This window comes from Variovorax sp. DAIF25 (assembly GCF_050711835.1).
In the GTDB taxonomy this organism is placed as follows: Bacteria; Pseudomonadota; Gammaproteobacteria; order Burkholderiales; family Burkholderiaceae_C; genus Variovorax.
Window position 1 is genome coordinate 661,454 of record NZ_CP136637.1, and the last position, 15,694, is coordinate 677,147.

Annotated in this window: 14 protein-coding genes; 3 read left to right on the forward strand and 11 right to left on the reverse strand. The window is 71.9% G+C overall.

Features of this window, described 5'->3' with window-relative positions:
- Window positions 1-41 precede the first annotated feature (41 nt).
- The 3 genes from R0232_RS37135 to R0232_RS37145 are packed head-to-tail and all read right to left on the reverse strand — an operon-like array spanning window position 42 to window position 3,981.
- Window positions 42-2,144: an acetate--CoA ligase family protein gene (locus R0232_RS37135; RefSeq protein WP_431514219.1), complete on the reverse strand. Its 2,103-nt coding sequence runs from the start codon at window positions 2,142-2,144 to the stop codon at window positions 42-44.
- On the reverse strand, window positions 2,141-2,950 hold the full coding sequence (locus R0232_RS37140; protein WP_431514220.1) for an enoyl-CoA hydratase/isomerase family protein: 810 nt from the start codon (window positions 2,948-2,950) through the stop codon (window positions 2,141-2,143). The genes R0232_RS37135 and R0232_RS37140 overlap by 4 nt, the downstream gene beginning before the upstream one ends.
- Window positions 2,951-2,985: 35 nt before the next feature.
- Window positions 2,986-3,981 (reverse strand): Bug family tripartite tricarboxylate transporter substrate binding protein, encoded by a 996-nt coding sequence (locus R0232_RS37145; RefSeq protein ID WP_431514221.1) that lies wholly within the window; start codon window positions 3,979-3,981, stop codon window positions 2,986-2,988.
- 132 nt (window positions 3,982-4,113) lie between these two features.
- Here R0232_RS37145 and R0232_RS37150 point away from each other — a divergent pair, with 132 nt between their 5' ends.
- Window positions 4,114-4,932: an IclR family transcriptional regulator gene (locus tag R0232_RS37150; protein ID WP_431514222.1), complete on the forward strand. Its 819-nt coding sequence runs from the start codon at window positions 4,114-4,116 to the stop codon at window positions 4,930-4,932.
- A gap of 19 nt (window positions 4,933-4,951) precedes the next feature.
- Entirely contained in the window at window positions 4,952-5,908 is a 957-nt protein-coding gene (gene pip / locus R0232_RS37155) for a prolyl aminopeptidase (protein ID WP_431514223.1), read from the forward strand.
- Between the two features lie 6 nt (window positions 5,909-5,914).
- On the opposite strand, the gene R0232_RS37160 is transcribed toward pip, so the two are convergent.
- The 3 genes from R0232_RS37160 to R0232_RS37170 all read right to left on the reverse strand — a co-directional run bounded on the left by R0232_RS37160 (window position 5,915) and on the right by R0232_RS37170 (window position 9,334).
- A complete protein-coding gene (locus tag R0232_RS37160; RefSeq protein WP_431514224.1) occupies window positions 5,915-6,904 on the reverse strand; it encodes a Bug family tripartite tricarboxylate transporter substrate binding protein in 990 nt (329 codons plus the stop codon).
- A 62-nt stretch (window positions 6,905-6,966) separates the two neighbouring features.
- On the reverse strand, window positions 6,967-7,872 hold the full coding sequence (locus R0232_RS37165; protein WP_431514225.1) for an NAD(P)-dependent oxidoreductase: 906 nt from the start codon (window positions 7,870-7,872) through the stop codon (window positions 6,967-6,969).
- A gap of 1 nt (window position 7,873) precedes the next feature.
- On the reverse strand, window positions 7,874-9,334 hold the full coding sequence (locus R0232_RS37170; RefSeq protein WP_431514226.1) for an aldehyde dehydrogenase: 1,461 nt from the start codon (window positions 9,332-9,334) through the stop codon (window positions 7,874-7,876).
- Window positions 9,335-9,585: 251 nt separating this feature from the next.
- Here R0232_RS37170 and R0232_RS37175 point away from each other — a divergent pair, with 251 nt between their 5' ends.
- Window positions 9,586-10,521 (forward strand): LysR family transcriptional regulator, encoded by a 936-nt coding sequence (locus tag R0232_RS37175; RefSeq protein ID WP_431514227.1) that lies wholly within the window; start codon window positions 9,586-9,588, stop codon window positions 10,519-10,521.
- A 6-nt stretch (window positions 10,522-10,527) separates the two neighbouring features.
- On the opposite strand, the gene R0232_RS37180 is transcribed toward R0232_RS37175, so the two are convergent.
- Genes R0232_RS37180 through R0232_RS37200 form a run of 5 tightly spaced genes read right to left on the reverse strand, consistent with a single transcriptional unit; the run spans window position 10,528 to window position 15,685 of the window.
- Window positions 10,528-11,751: a CaiB/BaiF CoA transferase family protein gene (locus tag R0232_RS37180; RefSeq protein WP_431514228.1), complete on the reverse strand. Its 1,224-nt coding sequence runs from the start codon at window positions 11,749-11,751 to the stop codon at window positions 10,528-10,530.
- 4 nt (window positions 11,752-11,755) lie between these two features.
- The gene (locus R0232_RS37185) at window positions 11,756-12,574 is read right to left on the reverse strand and encodes an SDR family NAD(P)-dependent oxidoreductase (RefSeq protein ID WP_431514229.1); all 819 of its coding nucleotides are present in this window, start codon (window positions 12,572-12,574) and stop codon (window positions 11,756-11,758) included.
- Window positions 12,575-12,623: 49 nt separating this feature from the next.
- On the reverse strand, window positions 12,624-13,721 hold the full coding sequence (locus R0232_RS37190; RefSeq protein ID WP_431514230.1) for a CoA transferase: 1,098 nt from the start codon (window positions 13,719-13,721) through the stop codon (window positions 12,624-12,626).
- Entirely contained in the window at window positions 13,714-15,048 is a 1,335-nt protein-coding gene (locus R0232_RS37195) for a phenylacetate--CoA ligase family protein (protein ID WP_431514231.1), read from the reverse strand. Before R0232_RS37195 ends, R0232_RS37190 begins: the two co-directional genes overlap by 8 nt.
- A complete protein-coding gene (locus R0232_RS37200) occupies window positions 15,002-15,685 on the reverse strand; it encodes a TetR/AcrR family transcriptional regulator (protein WP_093352379.1) in 684 nt (227 codons plus the stop codon). Before R0232_RS37200 ends, R0232_RS37195 begins: the two co-directional genes overlap by 47 nt.
- Window positions 15,686-15,694: the final 9 nt, after the last annotated feature.

Consider the following 15,694-nt stretch of genomic DNA (forward strand, 5'->3'; position numbering starts at 1 on the left):
GGTCGTTCGAGGATAGCGCAGGCCTGCTGATCGAACGCTCTTCAGCCCCCCGTCAGCACCACCACCCCATCGGCCGCCTTCACCCCCTGCCCCTTCGTGAGCACGAACAGCGGATTGATCTCGGCCGTCTCGAGCCGTTCGCCCAATTGCCCCGCCATGCGCGAGAACGCGACGATCGCGTCGACCAGTGCCTCCACATCGGCCGGCGCCCGGCCACGATAGCCGTCGAGCAGCGGCCAGGTCTTCAACTCGCGCAGCATCGCGGCGGCCTCCTCGCGCGCCAGCGCGCCGCCCGGCGGCACCATGCGCAGCACGGTGTCGCCGACGAGCTCGGCGGTCACGCCGCCCATGCCGATCAGCAGCGCGGTGCCGAGCGCATCGCGGTGCAGGCCGAGGATCATCTCGGTGCCGCCCGTGACCATCTCCTGCACCAGATAGCCCTCGGGCGCCTGGCCGGTGGCGGTCGCCACGTCGTCGTGCATGCGCGCCACGCGCGCGGCCACCTGCGATGCGGGCACGGCCACGGCCACGCCGCCGACCTCGGTCTTGTGGGTGATGCGGCGCGAGAGGATCTTGAGCACCACCTTCTCGCCCAGGGCGAGCGCGGCCTCGGCCGCCTGCCGCGCATCGCGCACCGCCACCTCGCGCACGCCCGGCACGCCGAAGCGCGCGAACAACGCCTTGGCCTCGGCCTCGTCGAACGAGCCTTGCGGGGGCAGGCCTGCGAGATCGACGACGGCGCCCGCCGACACGGCGTCCACCTGCGCCGCACCGCCTTGCATCAGCATGCCCTGCAGCGCCACGTTGCAACTCTCGGGCGCGCTGAAGGCCGGCACGCCGCGCCCGTTGAGCAGCGCGGCCACGGCCGGCGCATGCGGGCTCACGTAGGCCAGCACCGGCTTGGTCGTGCTCGGCAGGCAGTCGCGGATCGCATCGGCGACGAGGTCCGGCATGGCCAGCGCCGAGGAGCCGACGATGACCACCACCGCGTCGTAGCCCGGGCTGTCGAGCAACGCGCCGAGCGCGCGGCGCAGCAGTTGCGGCTGCAGGCCGGCCAGGGTCACGTCGATGGGATTGCGGTCGAGCACCGAGGGCCCGTCTGCCTGCAGCGTGCGCAGGACCTCGGCGGTGGCCGCGTCGGGCGGCGGGGCCTCGAAGCCGGCGACGCCGAGGCTGTCGGCCACCAGCGTGCCGGCACCGCCGGTCGAGGTGAGGATGGCCACGCGGCGCCCGCCGAGGCGGCGGCCCGTGGCCAGCGCGGCCGGCAGGTCGAGCAGGTCGGAGAAGTCGCGCGCGCGGATCGCGCCCACCTCGCGGAACAGCGCGTCGTACATGCGGTCTGCGCCGGCCAGCGCGCCGGTGTGCGAGGCCGCGGCCTGCGCGCCCGATTCGGAGCGGCCGATCTTGAACACCACCAGCGGCTTGCCCGCGCGCCGCGCCTTGGCGGCGGCGGCGCGGAACTTCGCGACGTCGCGCACGCCCTCCATGTAGAGCGCGATCACGCGCGTGGCTTCGTCGTCGGCCAGGTGGTCGACGAAATCCGCGAGGTCGAGGTCGGCCTCGTTGCTGGTCGAGACCAGCTTCGAGAAGCCGATGCCGCGCGCCGCGCCGCGCGAGAGCAGCGAGCCCAGGATGCCGCCGCTCTGCGACACCACGGCGATGCCGCCGGCCACGAGATCGTCGGCCTCGAGCGCGCCGCTGGCCGACAGCGTGATGCGATCCGTGAGGTTCACCAGCCCGATGGTGTTGGGACCGAGCAGGCGCATGCCGCCGGCCGCCTCGAGCAGCTCGCGCTGGCGCTGCTGCCCTTGCGCGCCGGTCTCGGCATAGCCGCTCGCGAGAACGATCGCCGCGGCGCAGCCGCGCGCCGCGAGTTCGCGCACCGCGGCCTGCGCGCGCTCGGCGCCCAGCAGCACGATCGCGACGTCGGGCGCCTCGGGCAGCGCGCCGATGTCGGGGTAGCAGCGCAGGCCCGCAATCGTCTCCGCCTTCGGGTTCAGCGGATAGACCGCGCCAGCGAAGCCATGCTTCTGCAGATAGGCGACGGGTCGGCCCGAGGTCTTCGCGAGGTCGGCCGAGGCGCCGATCACCGCCACGCTGCGCGGGCGGATCAGGCGGGAGATCGGAGAGGTGGCGTCGCTCATCGCGCGCCCTCCTTGGCCGCCGACTTCGCGAGAAAGGCCTCGACCGAGGCGCGGTGTTCGTTCGAGGTGTAGCAGATCGCCTGCGCCTGGCTGCCGAGGCCGAAGACCTGTTCGGCCTGCAGCTCGAAGCTCTGGTTCAGGATGCCCTTGGCCAGCGCGACCGCGGTGCGCGAGCCCGCGCCGAGTTCGCGCGCCCAGCCCGTCGCGGCGGCCAGCAGCGCCTCGGGCGTGCTCAGGCGGTCGGCGATGCCGAGCTCGATCGCCTCGTTGGCGCGCACGGTGCGGCCCGTGAAGATCAGCGCCTTGGCGCGCGCCAGGCCCACGCGGCGCGGCAGGAAGTACATGCCGCCGCCATCGGGAATCAGCCCGCGCAGCACGTAATTCCAGGCGAAGCTGGCATGCGGCTCGGAGGCGATCACGAAGTCGCAGGCCATCGCGAGGTCGGTGCCCAGGCCGGTCGAGGCGCCGTTCACCGCAGCGATGGTGGGCTTGGGCAGGTCGTGCAGCGCACTCAGTGCATGGTGGGTGCGCTGCTGGCGTGCCCAGCCGTTGTAGGCGATATCGCCGGCCGGTGCCTGCATGCGCTGCTGCATCGCGCGGATGTCGCCGCCCGCGCAGAAGGCCTTGCCCGCGCCGGTGAGCACCAGCGCGCGCACGCTGTCGTCGCGGTTCACGCGCTCGAGCGCGGCCATGAGTTCGCCGCGCATGGCGTCGTCGACGGCGTTGCGCACCTCGGGGCGGTCGAGCGTGAGGATGGCGACGCCGTCCTCGGTGCGAAGCTGGATGGAAGAGGTGGGAGTGGTCATGTCGGCAAGGGGATGAAGAATGGAAGAGGGCTTGCTCAGTCGAGCTGGATGTGCGCCTCGCGCACCAGCTGGCCCCAGCGGGCCTGCTCGGCGGCGACATAGCGCGTCAGTTCCTCGGGCGGCGAGGCGATCACCACGATGCCCTCGTCGGCGATGCGCTTGCTGAAGGTCTCGCTGTGCGCCGCCTTGCGGATCGCGGCATTGAGCCGCGCCACCACCTCGGTGGGCGTGCCGGCCGGCGCATAGAGCCCGTACCAGCTCTCGGCCACGTAGCCGGGCACGCCGCTCTCGGCCACCGTGGGCACCGAGGGCATGGCCGGCGAGCGCTGCGGCGAGGTCACGGCCAGCGCGCGCAGCTTGCCGCTCGCGATGTAGGGCGCCACGCTCGCGGCGGTGGTGAACATCAGGTCGATCTGGCCGCCGAGCAGGTCGGTCAGCGCAGGCGCCGAGCCGCGGTACGGCACGTGCGTGAGGTCGACCTGCGCGAGCCGCTTGAAGAGCTCGCCCGCGAGATGCGCCGAGGTGCCGTTGCCGAACGAGCCGTAGCTGAGCTTGCCGGGATGCGCCTTCGCGAACGCGAGCAGGTCGGCCACCGAGCGGAAGGCGCGGTCGCTGCGCACCACCAGCACATTGGGCGAGCGGCCGACCAGGCTCAGCGGCGCGAAGGCCTTCGCCTGGTCATAGGGCAGCCTGGGCTGCAGGCTGGGGTTGACCGCGTGCGCGAAGGTCGCCATCAGCAGCGTGTAGCCGTCGGGGGCGCTCTTGGCGACGTAGTCGCTGCCGATGATCGTGCCCGCGCCGGGCTTGTTCTCGACGATCACCGACTGCTTCAGTTCGGCGCCGATGCCCGCGCCGAGCACGCGCGCGATCACGTCGGTGCCGCCGCCGGCCGCGAACGGCACGACGAGGCGGATCGGCTGCTTCGTGGGAAAGGCCTGCGCGGCCGCGTTGCCCATCGCCATGGCGAAGACCAGGCCGGTTGCCAGGCCCATGAGCACGCGCCGCGCGCGCCCGTCGATTCGAAATTGCATGCTGTCTCCTTCTCGGCGCGAACGGAAAAAGCTCGCCGCGCCATAGGGGAAAAGCATAGGCACGAGGGCCTGCGCATACACTCCCCCAATTCCAAGCAATGGAATCGAAACCCAGGCCTGCATGGAGCCCGCATGAGCCGCATGACCCCCTCGCTCGAGCAGAAGCCCGGCATCTCGCCGGCCAACCGTTCGCTGGAACGCGGCGTGGAGATCCTGCGCGCCTTCCGTCCGGGCTCCGAGCTGCTGGGCAATGCCGAGCTCGCCGACCGCACCGGCCTGTCGCGTTCCACCGTGAGCCGCCTCACGCAGACGCTGGTGGGCGCGGGCATGCTGCAGGTCGATGCGGGCCAGCGCGCCTACCGGCTCGCGCCCGCGGTGCTGAGCCTCGCGCATGCGATGCGCTCGGGCTCCAGCGTGCTGTCGCTGGCCGCGCCGAAGATGCGCGCGCTGGCCGAGTCGCGCCGCATCAACGTCGGCCTGGCCGCGCCCGACCGCGACGAGATGGTCTACCTCGAGTCGATCCGCTACAACCGGCGCGTGTCGCTGCGCAACGTGGTCTCGGGCCAACGCGTGCCGATGGAACTCACCTCGCTCGGGCGCGCCTGGCTGGCCACGGCCGGCGAGGCGCGGCGCAAGGCGCTCTATGCGCTGTTCAAGCAGCGCCGGCGCGAGCATTGGCCCGCCCTGCGCGAGGAGATCGAGGCGGCCATCGCCAGCGTGAACGCGCGCGGCTTCTGCGCCGCCGCCTGGCAGCCCGAGGTGGTGGCGCTCGCCGCGCCGATACGCCTGCCCGCCGCGCAGCCCGACGAAGCGCCGGGCGCCTCGGGCTACGTGCTCAACCTCAGCGTCTCCAGCAGCGAATCGCTCGCGAGCGTGGTGCGCGAACTCTCGCCGGCGCTGCTCGCGCTGGTGGCCGACGTGGAACGCGCGCTCGCGCGCGGCTTTGCATGAACCCCGAAGGAAGCATCGAATGACCGACACCCTGCGCCAGCTCTATCCCCCGATCGAGCCCTACGAGAGCGGCATGCTCGACGTGGGCGACGGCCACCGCATCCGCTACGAGCGCGTGGGCACGCCCGGCGCCAAGCCCGCGGTGTTCCTGCATGGCGGTCCCGGCGGCGGCATCTCGCCCGAGCACCGGCGGCTGTTCGATCCCGCGCGCTACGACCTGCTGCTGTTCGACCAGCGCGGCTGCGGCCTGTCGGAGCCGCATGCGGGCCTCGAGGCCAACACCACCTGGCACCTGGTGGCCGACATCGAGCGTTTGCGCGCGCTGGTGGGCGCCGAGCGCTGGCTGGTGTTCGGCGGCTCGTGGGGTTCGACCCTCGCGCTGGCCTATGCGCAGAAGCACCCCGAGCGCGTCAGCGAGCTGGTGCTGCGCGGCATCTACACCGTCACGCGTGCCGAGCTCGACTGGTACTACCAGTTCGGCGTGTCGGAGATGTTCCCCGACCGATGGGAGCAGTTCCAGGCCCCGATCCCCGAGGCCGAGCGCGGCGACATGATCGCGGCCTACCGCCGGCGCCTGACCGGCGACGACCCGGTGGCGCAGATCGAGGCCGCGCGCGCCTGGAGCGTCTGGGAGGGCCAGACCATCACGCTGCTGCCGAGCCCCGCGCTCGCGGCCTCGCATGCCGACGACCATTTCGCGCTGGCCTTCGCGCGGCTGGAGAACCACTACTTCGTGCACGACGCCTGGCTCGAGGACGGCCAGCTGCTGCGCGACGCGCACCGGCTGCACGGCATCCCGGGCGTGATCGTGCACGGCCGCTACGACATGCCCTGCCCCGCGCGCTACGCCTGGGCCCTGCACAAGGCCTGGCCCGAGGCGGAGTTCCACCTGATCGAGGGAGCGGGGCATGCGTATTCGGAGCCCGGGATCCTCGATCGCCTGCTGCGGGCGACGGATGGGTTTGCCGGGCGCTGAGTCCGCTCAGTCCTGGCCTTCGGCCCCCGCCGCCTTCACGATCCGCCCCCACTTCTGGTGCTCCGCCGCGATGAATCGCTTGTACCCGGTCGGCCCCAGGTATTGCGGATCGGCCCCCACCTCGGCCAGTGCGGCCTTGATGTCGGGGGCCTGCCAGGCCTTCTCGAGCGCGGCCGAGAGGCGGTCGATTGCGGACTTGGGCACGCCCGCGGGCGCGGCCACGCCGAACCAGATCGAGACGTCGTAGCCCGGCACGCCGGCCTCGGCGATCGAGGGCACGCCGGGAAAGGCGGGCGACTTGCGCGGGCTGGTCACGGCCAGCGCGCGGATCTTGCCGGCCTTGACGTAGGGCGCATGGGTCGAGGCGGTGTCGAACATCATGTCGACGCGGCCCGCGAGGAAATCCGACAGCGCGGGCGCGGAGCCCTTGTAGGGCACGTGCAGCATCTGCGTGCCGGTCATGCTCTCGAACAGCGCGCCCGACAGGTGGCTCGAGGCGCCGATGCCGGCCGAGGCATAGGTCAGCTTGCCGGGGTTGGCCTTGGCCAGCGCGATCAGCTCGGCCACCGTGTTCGCCTTCACCGAGGGATGCACCACCAGCACGTTCGAAGCCGAGGCCACGTTGCCGATGGGCTCGAAGTCGGTCAGCGGGTTGTACTTGAGCCTGCGATAGATGAAGGGGTTGATCGCCATCGTGCCGGTGGTGGTGAAGAACAGCGTGTAGCCGTCCTTCGGCGCGGCCAGCGCCACCTCGGCCGCGATCGCACCGCCCGCGCCGCCGCGGTTGTCGACCACCACGGGCTGGCCCAGCTCCTTCGAGAGCCGGGTCGCGGTGAAGCGCGCCATCGCGTCGGTGGCACCGCCCGCGGGGAAGGGCACGACGAGCGTGATGGGCTTGTCGGGGAAGGCGGCGGCCGCGGAGGCGGCGAGGCCCAGCGCGAGCAGGCCGCCGAGGGCGGCGCGCCGCGAGAGCAGGGAAAGGAAGGAAGCGGTCATGGCTGTCTCCTGCCGCTGGTGCGGCATGCGTTGTGATGAATCGGGAGAAGAAGGGAAGGACTTCAGTCGTTCGCGGCGGTGCGCGGCGGCGCGGCCGACACGAGCTCGTAGAGCGCCGGGTAGTAGCGGTCGCCCCAGCCCGCGTCGATCGTGCGCCGCAGCGTAGCCGCGGTCTCGCGCGCCATCGCGGCCTCGAGCCCCACGGCCTGCGCGAGCTCGAGCGCGAGGCTCACGTCCTTGAGCGCATAGCGCGTCGCGAAGCGGCCCTCGGGATAGTGGCGCGGCAGCAGCGCCTCGCGGCCCTGCACGCGCGCGGCGCGGCTGTCGGCCGAGCCCAGTTCGATGGCATCGAGCAGCACCGCGCCGTCCACGCCATGCGCGCGCGCCACGGCCATCGCCTCGGCCAGGGCCTGCACGGCCTCGAACAGCACGGTGTTGTGCAGGATCTTCACCACCTGGCCCGCGCCGGTGCCGCCGCAATGCGTGATGTCGCTGCCCATGCAGCGGAAGTGAGGCATCAGCGCGCTCACGTCCTCGGCCGTGCCGCCGGCCATGATGCTCAGCGTGCCCGCGATGGCGGCCGCGGGCATGCGCGCCACCGGCGCGTCGACGAAGCGATGGCCGGCCTGCGCGAGCCGCTCGGCCATGCGGCGCGTGGCCAGCACGGAGGTAGTGCCCATGTCGACCACGGTGCGGTCGCCCTCGCTGCCTTGCCAGGCCTCGGCGAGCGCCTCGACCACCGACTCCGCCGCCTGCGCGCTCGCGAGGCAGAGGAACACCACCGAGGCCTCGTGCGCCAATGCGCGCAGCGAGTCGGCCGGCACCGCGCCGCGCTCGGCCAGCCGCCGCATCGGCGCGGCATCGAGGTCATGGCACAGCACGCGCGCGCCGCTCTTCGCCGCGAGGTTGGCGCACATGGGCTCGCCCATCACGCCGAGGCCGATGAAACCCAGGGTCTGCTGCGTCATCTCAGAGTCCCACCATCACGGTCTTGGCTTCCTGATAGGTGCGGATGCCGAAGAAGCCCTTCTCGCGTCCCGAGCCGCTTTCCTTGAAGCCACCGAAGGGCACCGACACGCTGAGCGTCTTGTAGGTGTTGATCCAGACCGTGCCGGCCTCGACCGCGCGCGCCACGCGCCAGGCCTTGGGGAAGTCGCGCGTCCACACGCCCGCGGCCAGGCCGAAGAAGCTGTCGTTGGCCTGCGCGACCAGGTCCTCCTCGTTGTCGAAGGGCATCACGCACAGCACCGGGCCGAACACCTCCTGCTGGCAGATACGTGCATCGTTCGTCACGCCGCCGATGAGGGTGGGCAGGTAATAGGCGCCGTTGGCCAGCGCGAGGTCGGCCGGACGGCTGCCGCCGGCCAGCACCTCGGCGCCGTCCTCGCGCGCCATGTTCACCATGGCCTCGACCTTGTCGCGGTGCACGAAGGACGACAGCGGCGCCACCTGCGAGCGCGCATCGTCGGGCGGCCCCACGCGCAGCGCCTTGGCGGCCTGCACCAGCCGCGCGACGAAGGCGTCGTGGATGCCGCGCTCGACGAACAGCCGCGTGCCCGCGATGCACGACTGGCCGCTGGAAGAGAACACGCCATGCAGCACGCCCTGCAGCGCCTTGTCGAGGTCGGCATCGGCGAACACGATGTGCGGCGACTTGCCGCCGAGTTCGAGCGCCACCGCGGCCATGCGGCCCGCGGCCTCGCGCGCGATCGCCTTGCCGGTGGCGGTGCCGCCGGTGAACGAGATCAGCCGCACCTCGGGATGCGCGACCAGCGCCGAGCCGGTCTCGGCGCCGAGGCCGGTCACGACGTTGAGGATGCCCGGCGGCAGGCCGGCCTCGAGCGCGAGCTCGGCCACGCGCAGCGCGATGGTCGGCGTGAACTCCGAGGGCTTGAGCACCACCGCGTTGCCGGCCGCGAGCGCCGCCGCCACCTTCTGCGACTCGAGCGTGAGCGGCGAATTCCAGGGCGTGATCGCGGCCACCACGCCGAAGGGCTCGTAGAGCACCATCGACAGGTGGTCGCCGCGCGAGGGCGCCACTTCGGCCGGCATGGTCTCGCAGATCGATGCGAAGTAGCGGTAGGCCGCCGCGCCGCCGGCCGCCTGCGCCACGCATTCGGCGCGCAGCTTGCCGTTCTCGCGCATCTGGCGCTCGGCCAGTTCCTCGGCGTTGGCCTCGATCAGGTCGGCGATGCGGTGCAGGATCGCCGCGCGCCGGTGCGGCAGCATCGCGCGCCACTCGGGCCGGGCCTGCGCGGCCTTGGCGGTGCGCACCGCGAGGTCCACGTCCTCGCGGCTCGCGCTGCCGATCAGGCCGTTCCGCGCACCGGTGGCGGGATTGATCGATTCGAAGGGCGTGCCCTGGCCGGTTGTCCAGGTGGCGCCGATCAGGAAGGGCCTGACGCCCGCGCTTTGCGTGCTCGCGCTCATGGAAGTCTCCTTGGGGCCGTGCTGGCCGCTGTCTCGGTGGATAGGAAGAATGGATGCATGGTAGGAAGGGCGCGCGGCTCGCGACACCGTTCGATTCCAAACAGTGGAATGGTGCGAAAGCACAGGCTCAGGCTACGCAGCAGGGCGCGCGGCCACAAGCCGCCAGAGCTGCATGGGCTTTCAAGGCCGGCTAACAGATCGCAAGGCCGCCACTAGACTCGGCGCTTCGATTTCGCAATGGAGAGCGCCGCATGCGCCAGGACCTGCTGGATGGACTCGTCGCCTTCATCGTGGCGGCGGAGGAACGCGGCTTCTCGGCCGCCGCGGTGCGCCTGGGCGTCACGCCCTCGGCCGTGAGCCAGTCGATCCGCAGCCTCGAGCGGCGCCTGGGCATCACGCTGTTCAACCGCACCACGCGCAGCGTGAGCCTCACCGAGGTCGGCGAGCGCTACCTCGAGAAGGTGCGGCCGGTGGTGTCGGAGCTCGCCGCGGTGTCCGAGGAACTGGGCCGCGAGGCCGACCACCCGAGCGGCCTGCTGCGGCTCAACGTGCCGCGCGCGGGCTACACCATCGGCCTGCAGCCGGTGCTGCGGCGCTTTCTCGACCGCTTCCCCGACGTCAGGCTCGAGCTGCGGATCGAGAACCAGCTGGTGGACATCGTGGCGCAGGGCTTCGATGCCGGCATCCGCTTCGGCGACCTGGTCGAGAAGGACATGATCGCCGTCAGGATCGGACCGCGCATCGAGGCGCACGTGATCGCCTCGCCCGACTACCTCGCGCGCCACGGCACGCCCGTGCATCCCACCGAGCTGCTGGCGCACGACTGCATCGGCTTTCGCCACGTCAGCACCGGCCAGGTCGAGCGCTGGCAGTTCGCGCGCGGCGACGAGACGCTGCAGCTCGCGGTCGACGGCCGGCTCGTGCTCAACGACTCGGCCGCGCTGGTGCGCGCCGCGCTCGACGGCATCGGCGTCGCCTACATGATCAACGGCTACATCGAGCCGTTGATCGAACAGGGCCTGCTGGTGCGGCTGCTGGCCGACTGGAGCCCGGTGCTGCCGGGCCTCACGCTCTACTACCCCGACCGCCGCCGCGTGCCCGCGAAGCTGCGCGCGCTGATCGACTTCCTGCGCGCGGAGCTGCCCGCGGCCGCGGCGGTGCCGCCGCCCGAGTTGCGGCTGGACTGAAGCCGCTCAGATGACGCGGCTCGCCGCGAGCCGGTCGATCCGTTCGGCATCGCAGCCGAGCTCCTCGGCCAGCACCTCGCGCGTGTGCTGGCCCAGGGTCGGCGGCGCGCGCCGGTAGGCCACCGGCGAGGCCGACAGCCGGATCGGATTGGCCACCAGCGGAATGGCGCCGGCCGTGGCGTGCTCGACCTCGATCTTCATGCCGCGCGCGATCACCTGCGCGTCTTCGAACACGCGCGCGAGGTCGTTGATCGGGCCGCAGGGCACCTCGGCCGCCTCGAGCGCCGCCACCCATTCGTCGGTGCAGCGCGTCAGCGTGCATTCGCGCAGCAGCCGGATCAGCTCGACGCGGTGCGCGATGCGCGCGAGGTTGGTCGCGAAGCGCTCGTCGGTGGCCAGCGCCGGCCGGCCGATGGCCGCGCACAGCCGCGCGAACTGGCCGTCGTTGCCGACCGCGATGATCACGTCGCCGTCGGCGGTCGGGAAGTCCTGGTACGGCACCACGTTGGGATGCGCATTGCCGAGCCGGCCCGGCGAGCGGCCGCCGTAGAGGAAGTTCATGCCCTGGTTCGCCATGCAGGCCACCTGCACGTCGAGCAGCGCGAGGTCGATGTGCTGGCCCTGGCCGCTGCGCTCGCGGTAGGCCAGCGCGGCCAGGATCGCGTTCGAGGCGTAGAGGCCGGTGAACAGGTCCGCCACCGCGACACCGACCTTGAGCGGCCCGGCGCCCTGCTCCGATTCCGCGCGGCCGGTGACGCTCATGAGCCCGCCCATGGCCTGCACCAGGAAGTCGTAGCCCGCGCGCGGCGCGTAGGGGCCGGTCTGGCCGAAGCCGGTGATCGAGCAGTACACCAGCCGCGGGAACTCGGCATGCAGCGTGGCGTAGTCGAGGCCGTACTGCGCGAGGCCGCCGACCTTGTAGTTCTCCACCAGCACGTCGCACCGCGCCGCGAGCTCGCGCACCAGTTGCTGGCCCTCGGGCGTGGTGATGTCGATGGTGACCGAGCGCTTGTTGCGGTTGGCGCACAGGTAGTAGGCCGCGTCGCGCGTGGGCTGGCCATCGCGGTCGTGCAGGAAGGGCGGGCCCCAGCTGCGCGTGTCGTCGCCGCTGCCGGGCCGCTCGACCTTGATCACGTCGGCGCCGAGGTCGGCGAGCATCTGCGAGGCCCAGGGGCCGGCCAGCACGCGCGACAGGTCGAGCACCTTCACATGCGAGAGAGCGCCGTCCATCGCTTCAGGCCGCCAGCATGTGCAGACCCGAGCCCAGATGGGCCGCGCCGTCGATCTGGATCAGTTGGCCGGTCATGAGGTGCGCGGCCGGCGTGGCGAGGAAGGCGACCAGCTCGGCCACCTCCTCCACGCTGGTGGCGCGCCCCATCGGCGTGGCGTCGACCAGCCGGTCGAGCATCGCCTTCGCGGCCTCGCCGGCCAGGCCCTCGGTCAGCACCGCGCCGGGGCCGATGCAGTTGAGCGCGATGTCGTCCCTGGCCCATTCGAGCGCCAGCGTGCGCATCAGGCCCAGCACGCCGGCGCGCGCGGCGATCGAATGCGCGATGCCCATCGAGCCGCGGTCCACGCCCGACAGCGAGATGTTGACCACCGAGCCCTTGCGCGCCTTGAGGAAGGGATAGGCGGCCTTGGTGACGACGAAGATGGCCGACAGGTTGACGTCGATCACGGCGTCCCAGCCCTTGCGGCTGATGCCGGTGGCGGGCGCGAAGAACTGGCCGCCCGCGTTGTTCACCAGCAGGTCGATGCCCTGGCGCTGGCCGACGCGCGCGACCAGCGCCTCGATCGCCTCGGTGTCGCGCACGTTGCAGGTCTCGAAGCCGAAGCGGCCCGCGAGGCCCTCGGCCAGTTGGCCGGTCTCCTCGAGCGCCTCGGCGCGGCGGCCGGTGCCGAAGACGTCCATGCCGAGCGCCAGCAGCCGCAGCGCGATCGCGCGGCCGATGCCGGAGCCGGCGCCGGTGATGAAGGCCGAGCGTCCCTGGTGGACGCCGGGCCGCATGACCCGCAGCGCGTCGGCGGCGGGAAGGGAAGAAGTGCTGGCCATCGAAGGCTCCTCGGATCGGAAGGATGGAAGAAGGGGAAGGAACGCGGCGTCAGGCGAAGCGCAGGCCGCCGCCCACGTGCGGGGTCGCGCTGCGCGGCAGCCGCTGCCCGTCGAACAGCGCCGGGAACGCGGGCACGTGCTCGCCCGAGGGCAGCGCCTGCGAGACCGCGCCGGGACGCAGCGCGCGGATCATGGCCAGTGCCTCCTCGGGCGGCCGCACGTTGCCGGCCGGTATCTGCAGCGCCCGCATCTGCGCCAGCACCTCGTCGCGCCGGCGCGGCAGCGTCCAGGCCTCGACCTGGGCGTCGAAATGCGCGGCGCGCGCGATGCGCTCCTTGATCGGCGCGTCGTCGGCGCCCACCAGCGGCCGCAGCCGGCGCCAATAGGCATCGAGCCCGCCGAGGATGTAGACGTGGCCGTCGGCGCAGCGGTAGATGCTCGAGGGCGCGGAGGCGCGGTCGCGGTTGCCCATCGGCGGATCGAGCGCGTCGCCCTCGCTGACCGCGAGCATCGCCGGCCCGATCAGCATGCTGGCCGCGACCTCCATCATCGACAGGTCGACCAGGCAGCCCTGCCGCGCGGGGTCGAGCATGGCCATGGCGCAGCTCATGCCGGCGTACATGCCGCAGAACATGTCGATCGGCCAGCTGGTCGACAGGCGGGGCGACCCGTCCTCGTCGCCGTTGAGCAGCGCGAAGCCCGACTCGCACTGCGCGATGGTGTCCATGCAGATGCGCGCATCCTGCTGGCCGTAGCCCGAGATCAGCACGATCACCAGCCGCGGGAAGCGTTCGCGCAGCGTCGGCCCGTCCAGCCCCAGGCCGCTCAGCGACGCGGGCGCGAGGTTGCAGACGAAGGCATCGGCCTCCTCGAGCATGGCATCGAGCGCGGCGCGATCGGCGGCCTCGCGCAGGTTCAGCACCCGGCTCGCCTTGCCGGTGTTGAAGCTGCGCGCGTAGTAGCTGCCGAAGCCGTTGCCCGGCAGGGTGCGCACGCCGTCGCCCTGCGGCGACTCGACCTTCGTGACCTCGGCGCCGAAGTCCGCGAGGTACTGGGCCGCCGTGGGCCCGGCGATGAACTGCGACAGGTCGACCACGCGCCGGCCGGCCAGCGGGCGCGGCAGGCCCTGGGCCCGTGCCTCAGGCATGCACCACCCGCGTGGCCTTGTGGATGGTGCGCGGCAGGGTGCCGGACTCGACCACCTCGACATGGAAGCGCACCTGCAGCTTCTCGCGCAGCCGCTGCGACAACCGCTCGCCGAGGTCGGCCGGCGCGCCCGCCGCGCGCTCCACGCGCAGCTTCACGCCCGTGAGGAAGCCGGTGTGCGGGTCCTTCACGCTGTCGTCGAGCACCAGCAGGTACTCGTTGCTCAGGCCCGGGAAGGCGCGCACGATGTCCTCGACCGCCGAGGGGAACAGGTTCACGCCGCGGATGATCAGCATGTCGTCGGCGCGGCCCAGCACGCCGCCGGCCAGGCGCGCATGGGTGCGGCCGTCGGGCGCGGTGCGGCTGTCGCGCACCACCATGTCGCCGGTCCACCAGCGCACCAGCGGGCAGGCCTGCTTGTCGAGGTGGGTCAGCACCAGCACGCCGCGCTCGCCGTCGGCCACCGGCTCCTTGGTGTCGGGATGCAGCACCTCGACGTAGATGAAGTCCTCGGCCAGCGTCGGGCCGAGCTGCGCGGCGGTGTCCCAGCCGATCGGCTGGCATTCGAGCGCGCCGTAGCAATCGAACATCTTCGCGCCCCACTGGCGCTCGATGCGCTCGCGCGTGCCGGGGATGCTGGCGCCGGGCTCGCCGCCCACGCAGACCATCTTCACGCGCGAGGTGGTCAGGTCGCGCCCCAGCTTCTCGGCCGCCTCGGCCATGTGGGCCATGAACGAGGGCGTGCCGATCACGCACTGGCTGCCGTACTGGAAGATGGTCTCGATCTGGCGCTCGGTGTCGCCCGAGGAGGCCGGGATCACCAGCGCGCCGAGATGCTGGGCCGCGAGCGTGGCGCCGAGGCCGCCGACGAACCACGCGTAGTTGAACATGCACTGGAAGATGTCGCCGCGCCGCAGGCCCTGCGCATAGAGGTAGCGCGCGTAGAGGTCGGCCCAGCGTTCGATGTCGGCCTGGGTCCAGAGCACCGGCGCGGGCCGGGCCGTGGTGCCGGAGGAGAAATGCACCCGCACGGCCTCGCCGGGTTCGACGGCGGCCAGGGCGCCGAACGGGGGCTGCGCCTCGAGGCCGGCGACGTAGTCGGCCTTGCGCGTGAACGGCAGCCGGCGCAGGTCGGCGAAGCTCTTCAGGTCGCCGGGCTCGAAGCCGACCTCGGCGAACACCTTGCGGTAGTGGCTGCTGGTGCGCCCCACGCGCTCGAGCTGGCGGCGCAGGGCATCGAGCTGGAAGGCCTCGATGCGGTCGCGCGACCAGGTCTCCCTCTCATCCCAGATGGTCTCGGAAAAGGGCTGTCTTTCTTGCTGCTTCATGGTTTGGATCCTTGAGAAGCCCGCGCAGCGCGAAGGCTGCCAGGGCATGTGCGATGTCGTCCACCGCCTCGGCGCTCTGCAGCCGCCGCTGGCTGTACCAGACGGTGGCCCAGTTGAGCGCGCCGAAGAAGGGCTTGGTGATGAGCTTCGCCGGCTGGTCGACGAACAGGCCCGCGCGCACCCCGTCGTCGATCACCTCGACGAACATCTGTTCGTAGTCGTCGCGCATCTTGACCACCGAGCGCAGCCGCTTGGCGCCCGAGGAGGCGCCCAGCAGGTGCCGCTCCAGCCCCTGTACCGCCACCTTCTGCATCGGCAGCTCGGTCAGCAGGATCTGGGTATGGCGCAGCGCCATCGCGGACAGGCGCTCGAGCGGGTCGCCCGCGCCGCGCGCGATCGGCTCGACCTGCTCGTTGAGCCGGTTCATCGCGGCGATCTGCACGTCGAAGAAGAGGTCGGCCTTGCTGCGGTAGTGGTGGTAGATGCGGCCCTTGGTGGCGCCCAGGCGCTGCGCCACCGCGTCGATCGACGTCGCCGCATAGCCCAGCTCCATGAAAAGTTCCGCCGCCGCCTGCAGGATCTCGTTGCGCGACTCGTTGCCGCCCGGATCCACCACTGCCTGTTGTGCACTCGCCATCGCCAACCT

What these genes read in the sequence shown, in the direction of transcription:
- R0232_RS37135 (WP_431514219.1), bottom strand. Translation starts at nt 2,144, where the DNA reads ATGAGCGACGCCACCTCTCCGATCTCCCGCCTGATCCGCCCGCGCAGC.
- R0232_RS37140 (WP_431514220.1), bottom strand. Translation starts at nt 2,950, where the DNA reads ATGACCACTCCCACCTCTTCCATCCAGCTTCGCACCGAGGACGGCGTC.
- R0232_RS37145 (WP_431514221.1), bottom strand. Translation starts at nt 3,981, where the DNA reads ATGCAATTTCGAATCGACGGGCGCGCGCGGCGCGTGCTCATGGGCCTG.
- R0232_RS37150 (WP_431514222.1), top strand. Translation starts at nt 4,114, where the DNA reads ATGAGCCGCATGACCCCCTCGCTCGAGCAGAAGCCCGGCATCTCGCCG.
- pip (WP_431514223.1), top strand. Translation starts at nt 4,952, where the DNA reads ATGACCGACACCCTGCGCCAGCTCTATCCCCCGATCGAGCCCTACGAG.
- R0232_RS37160 (WP_431514224.1), bottom strand. Translation starts at nt 6,904, where the DNA reads ATGACCGCTTCCTTCCTTTCCCTGCTCTCGCGGCGCGCCGCCCTCGGC.
- R0232_RS37165 (WP_431514225.1), bottom strand. Translation starts at nt 7,872, where the DNA reads ATGACGCAGCAGACCCTGGGTTTCATCGGCCTCGGCGTGATGGGCGAG.
- R0232_RS37170 (WP_431514226.1), bottom strand. Translation starts at nt 9,334, where the DNA reads ATGAGCGCGAGCACGCAAAGCGCGGGCGTCAGGCCCTTCCTGATCGGC.
- R0232_RS37175 (WP_431514227.1), top strand. Translation starts at nt 9,586, where the DNA reads ATGCGCCAGGACCTGCTGGATGGACTCGTCGCCTTCATCGTGGCGGCG.
- R0232_RS37180 (WP_431514228.1), bottom strand. Translation starts at nt 11,751, where the DNA reads ATGGACGGCGCTCTCTCGCATGTGAAGGTGCTCGACCTGTCGCGCGTG.
- R0232_RS37185 (WP_431514229.1), bottom strand. Translation starts at nt 12,574, where the DNA reads ATGGCCAGCACTTCTTCCCTTCCCGCCGCCGACGCGCTGCGGGTCATG.
- R0232_RS37190 (WP_431514230.1), bottom strand. Translation starts at nt 13,721, where the DNA reads ATGCCTGAGGCACGGGCCCAGGGCCTGCCGCGCCCGCTGGCCGGCCGG.
- R0232_RS37195 (WP_431514231.1), bottom strand. Translation starts at nt 15,048, where the DNA reads ATGAAGCAGCAAGAAAGACAGCCCTTTTCCGAGACCATCTGGGATGAG.
- R0232_RS37200 (WP_093352379.1), bottom strand. Translation starts at nt 15,685, where the DNA reads ATGGCGAGTGCACAACAGGCAGTGGTGGATCCGGGCGGCAACGAGTCG.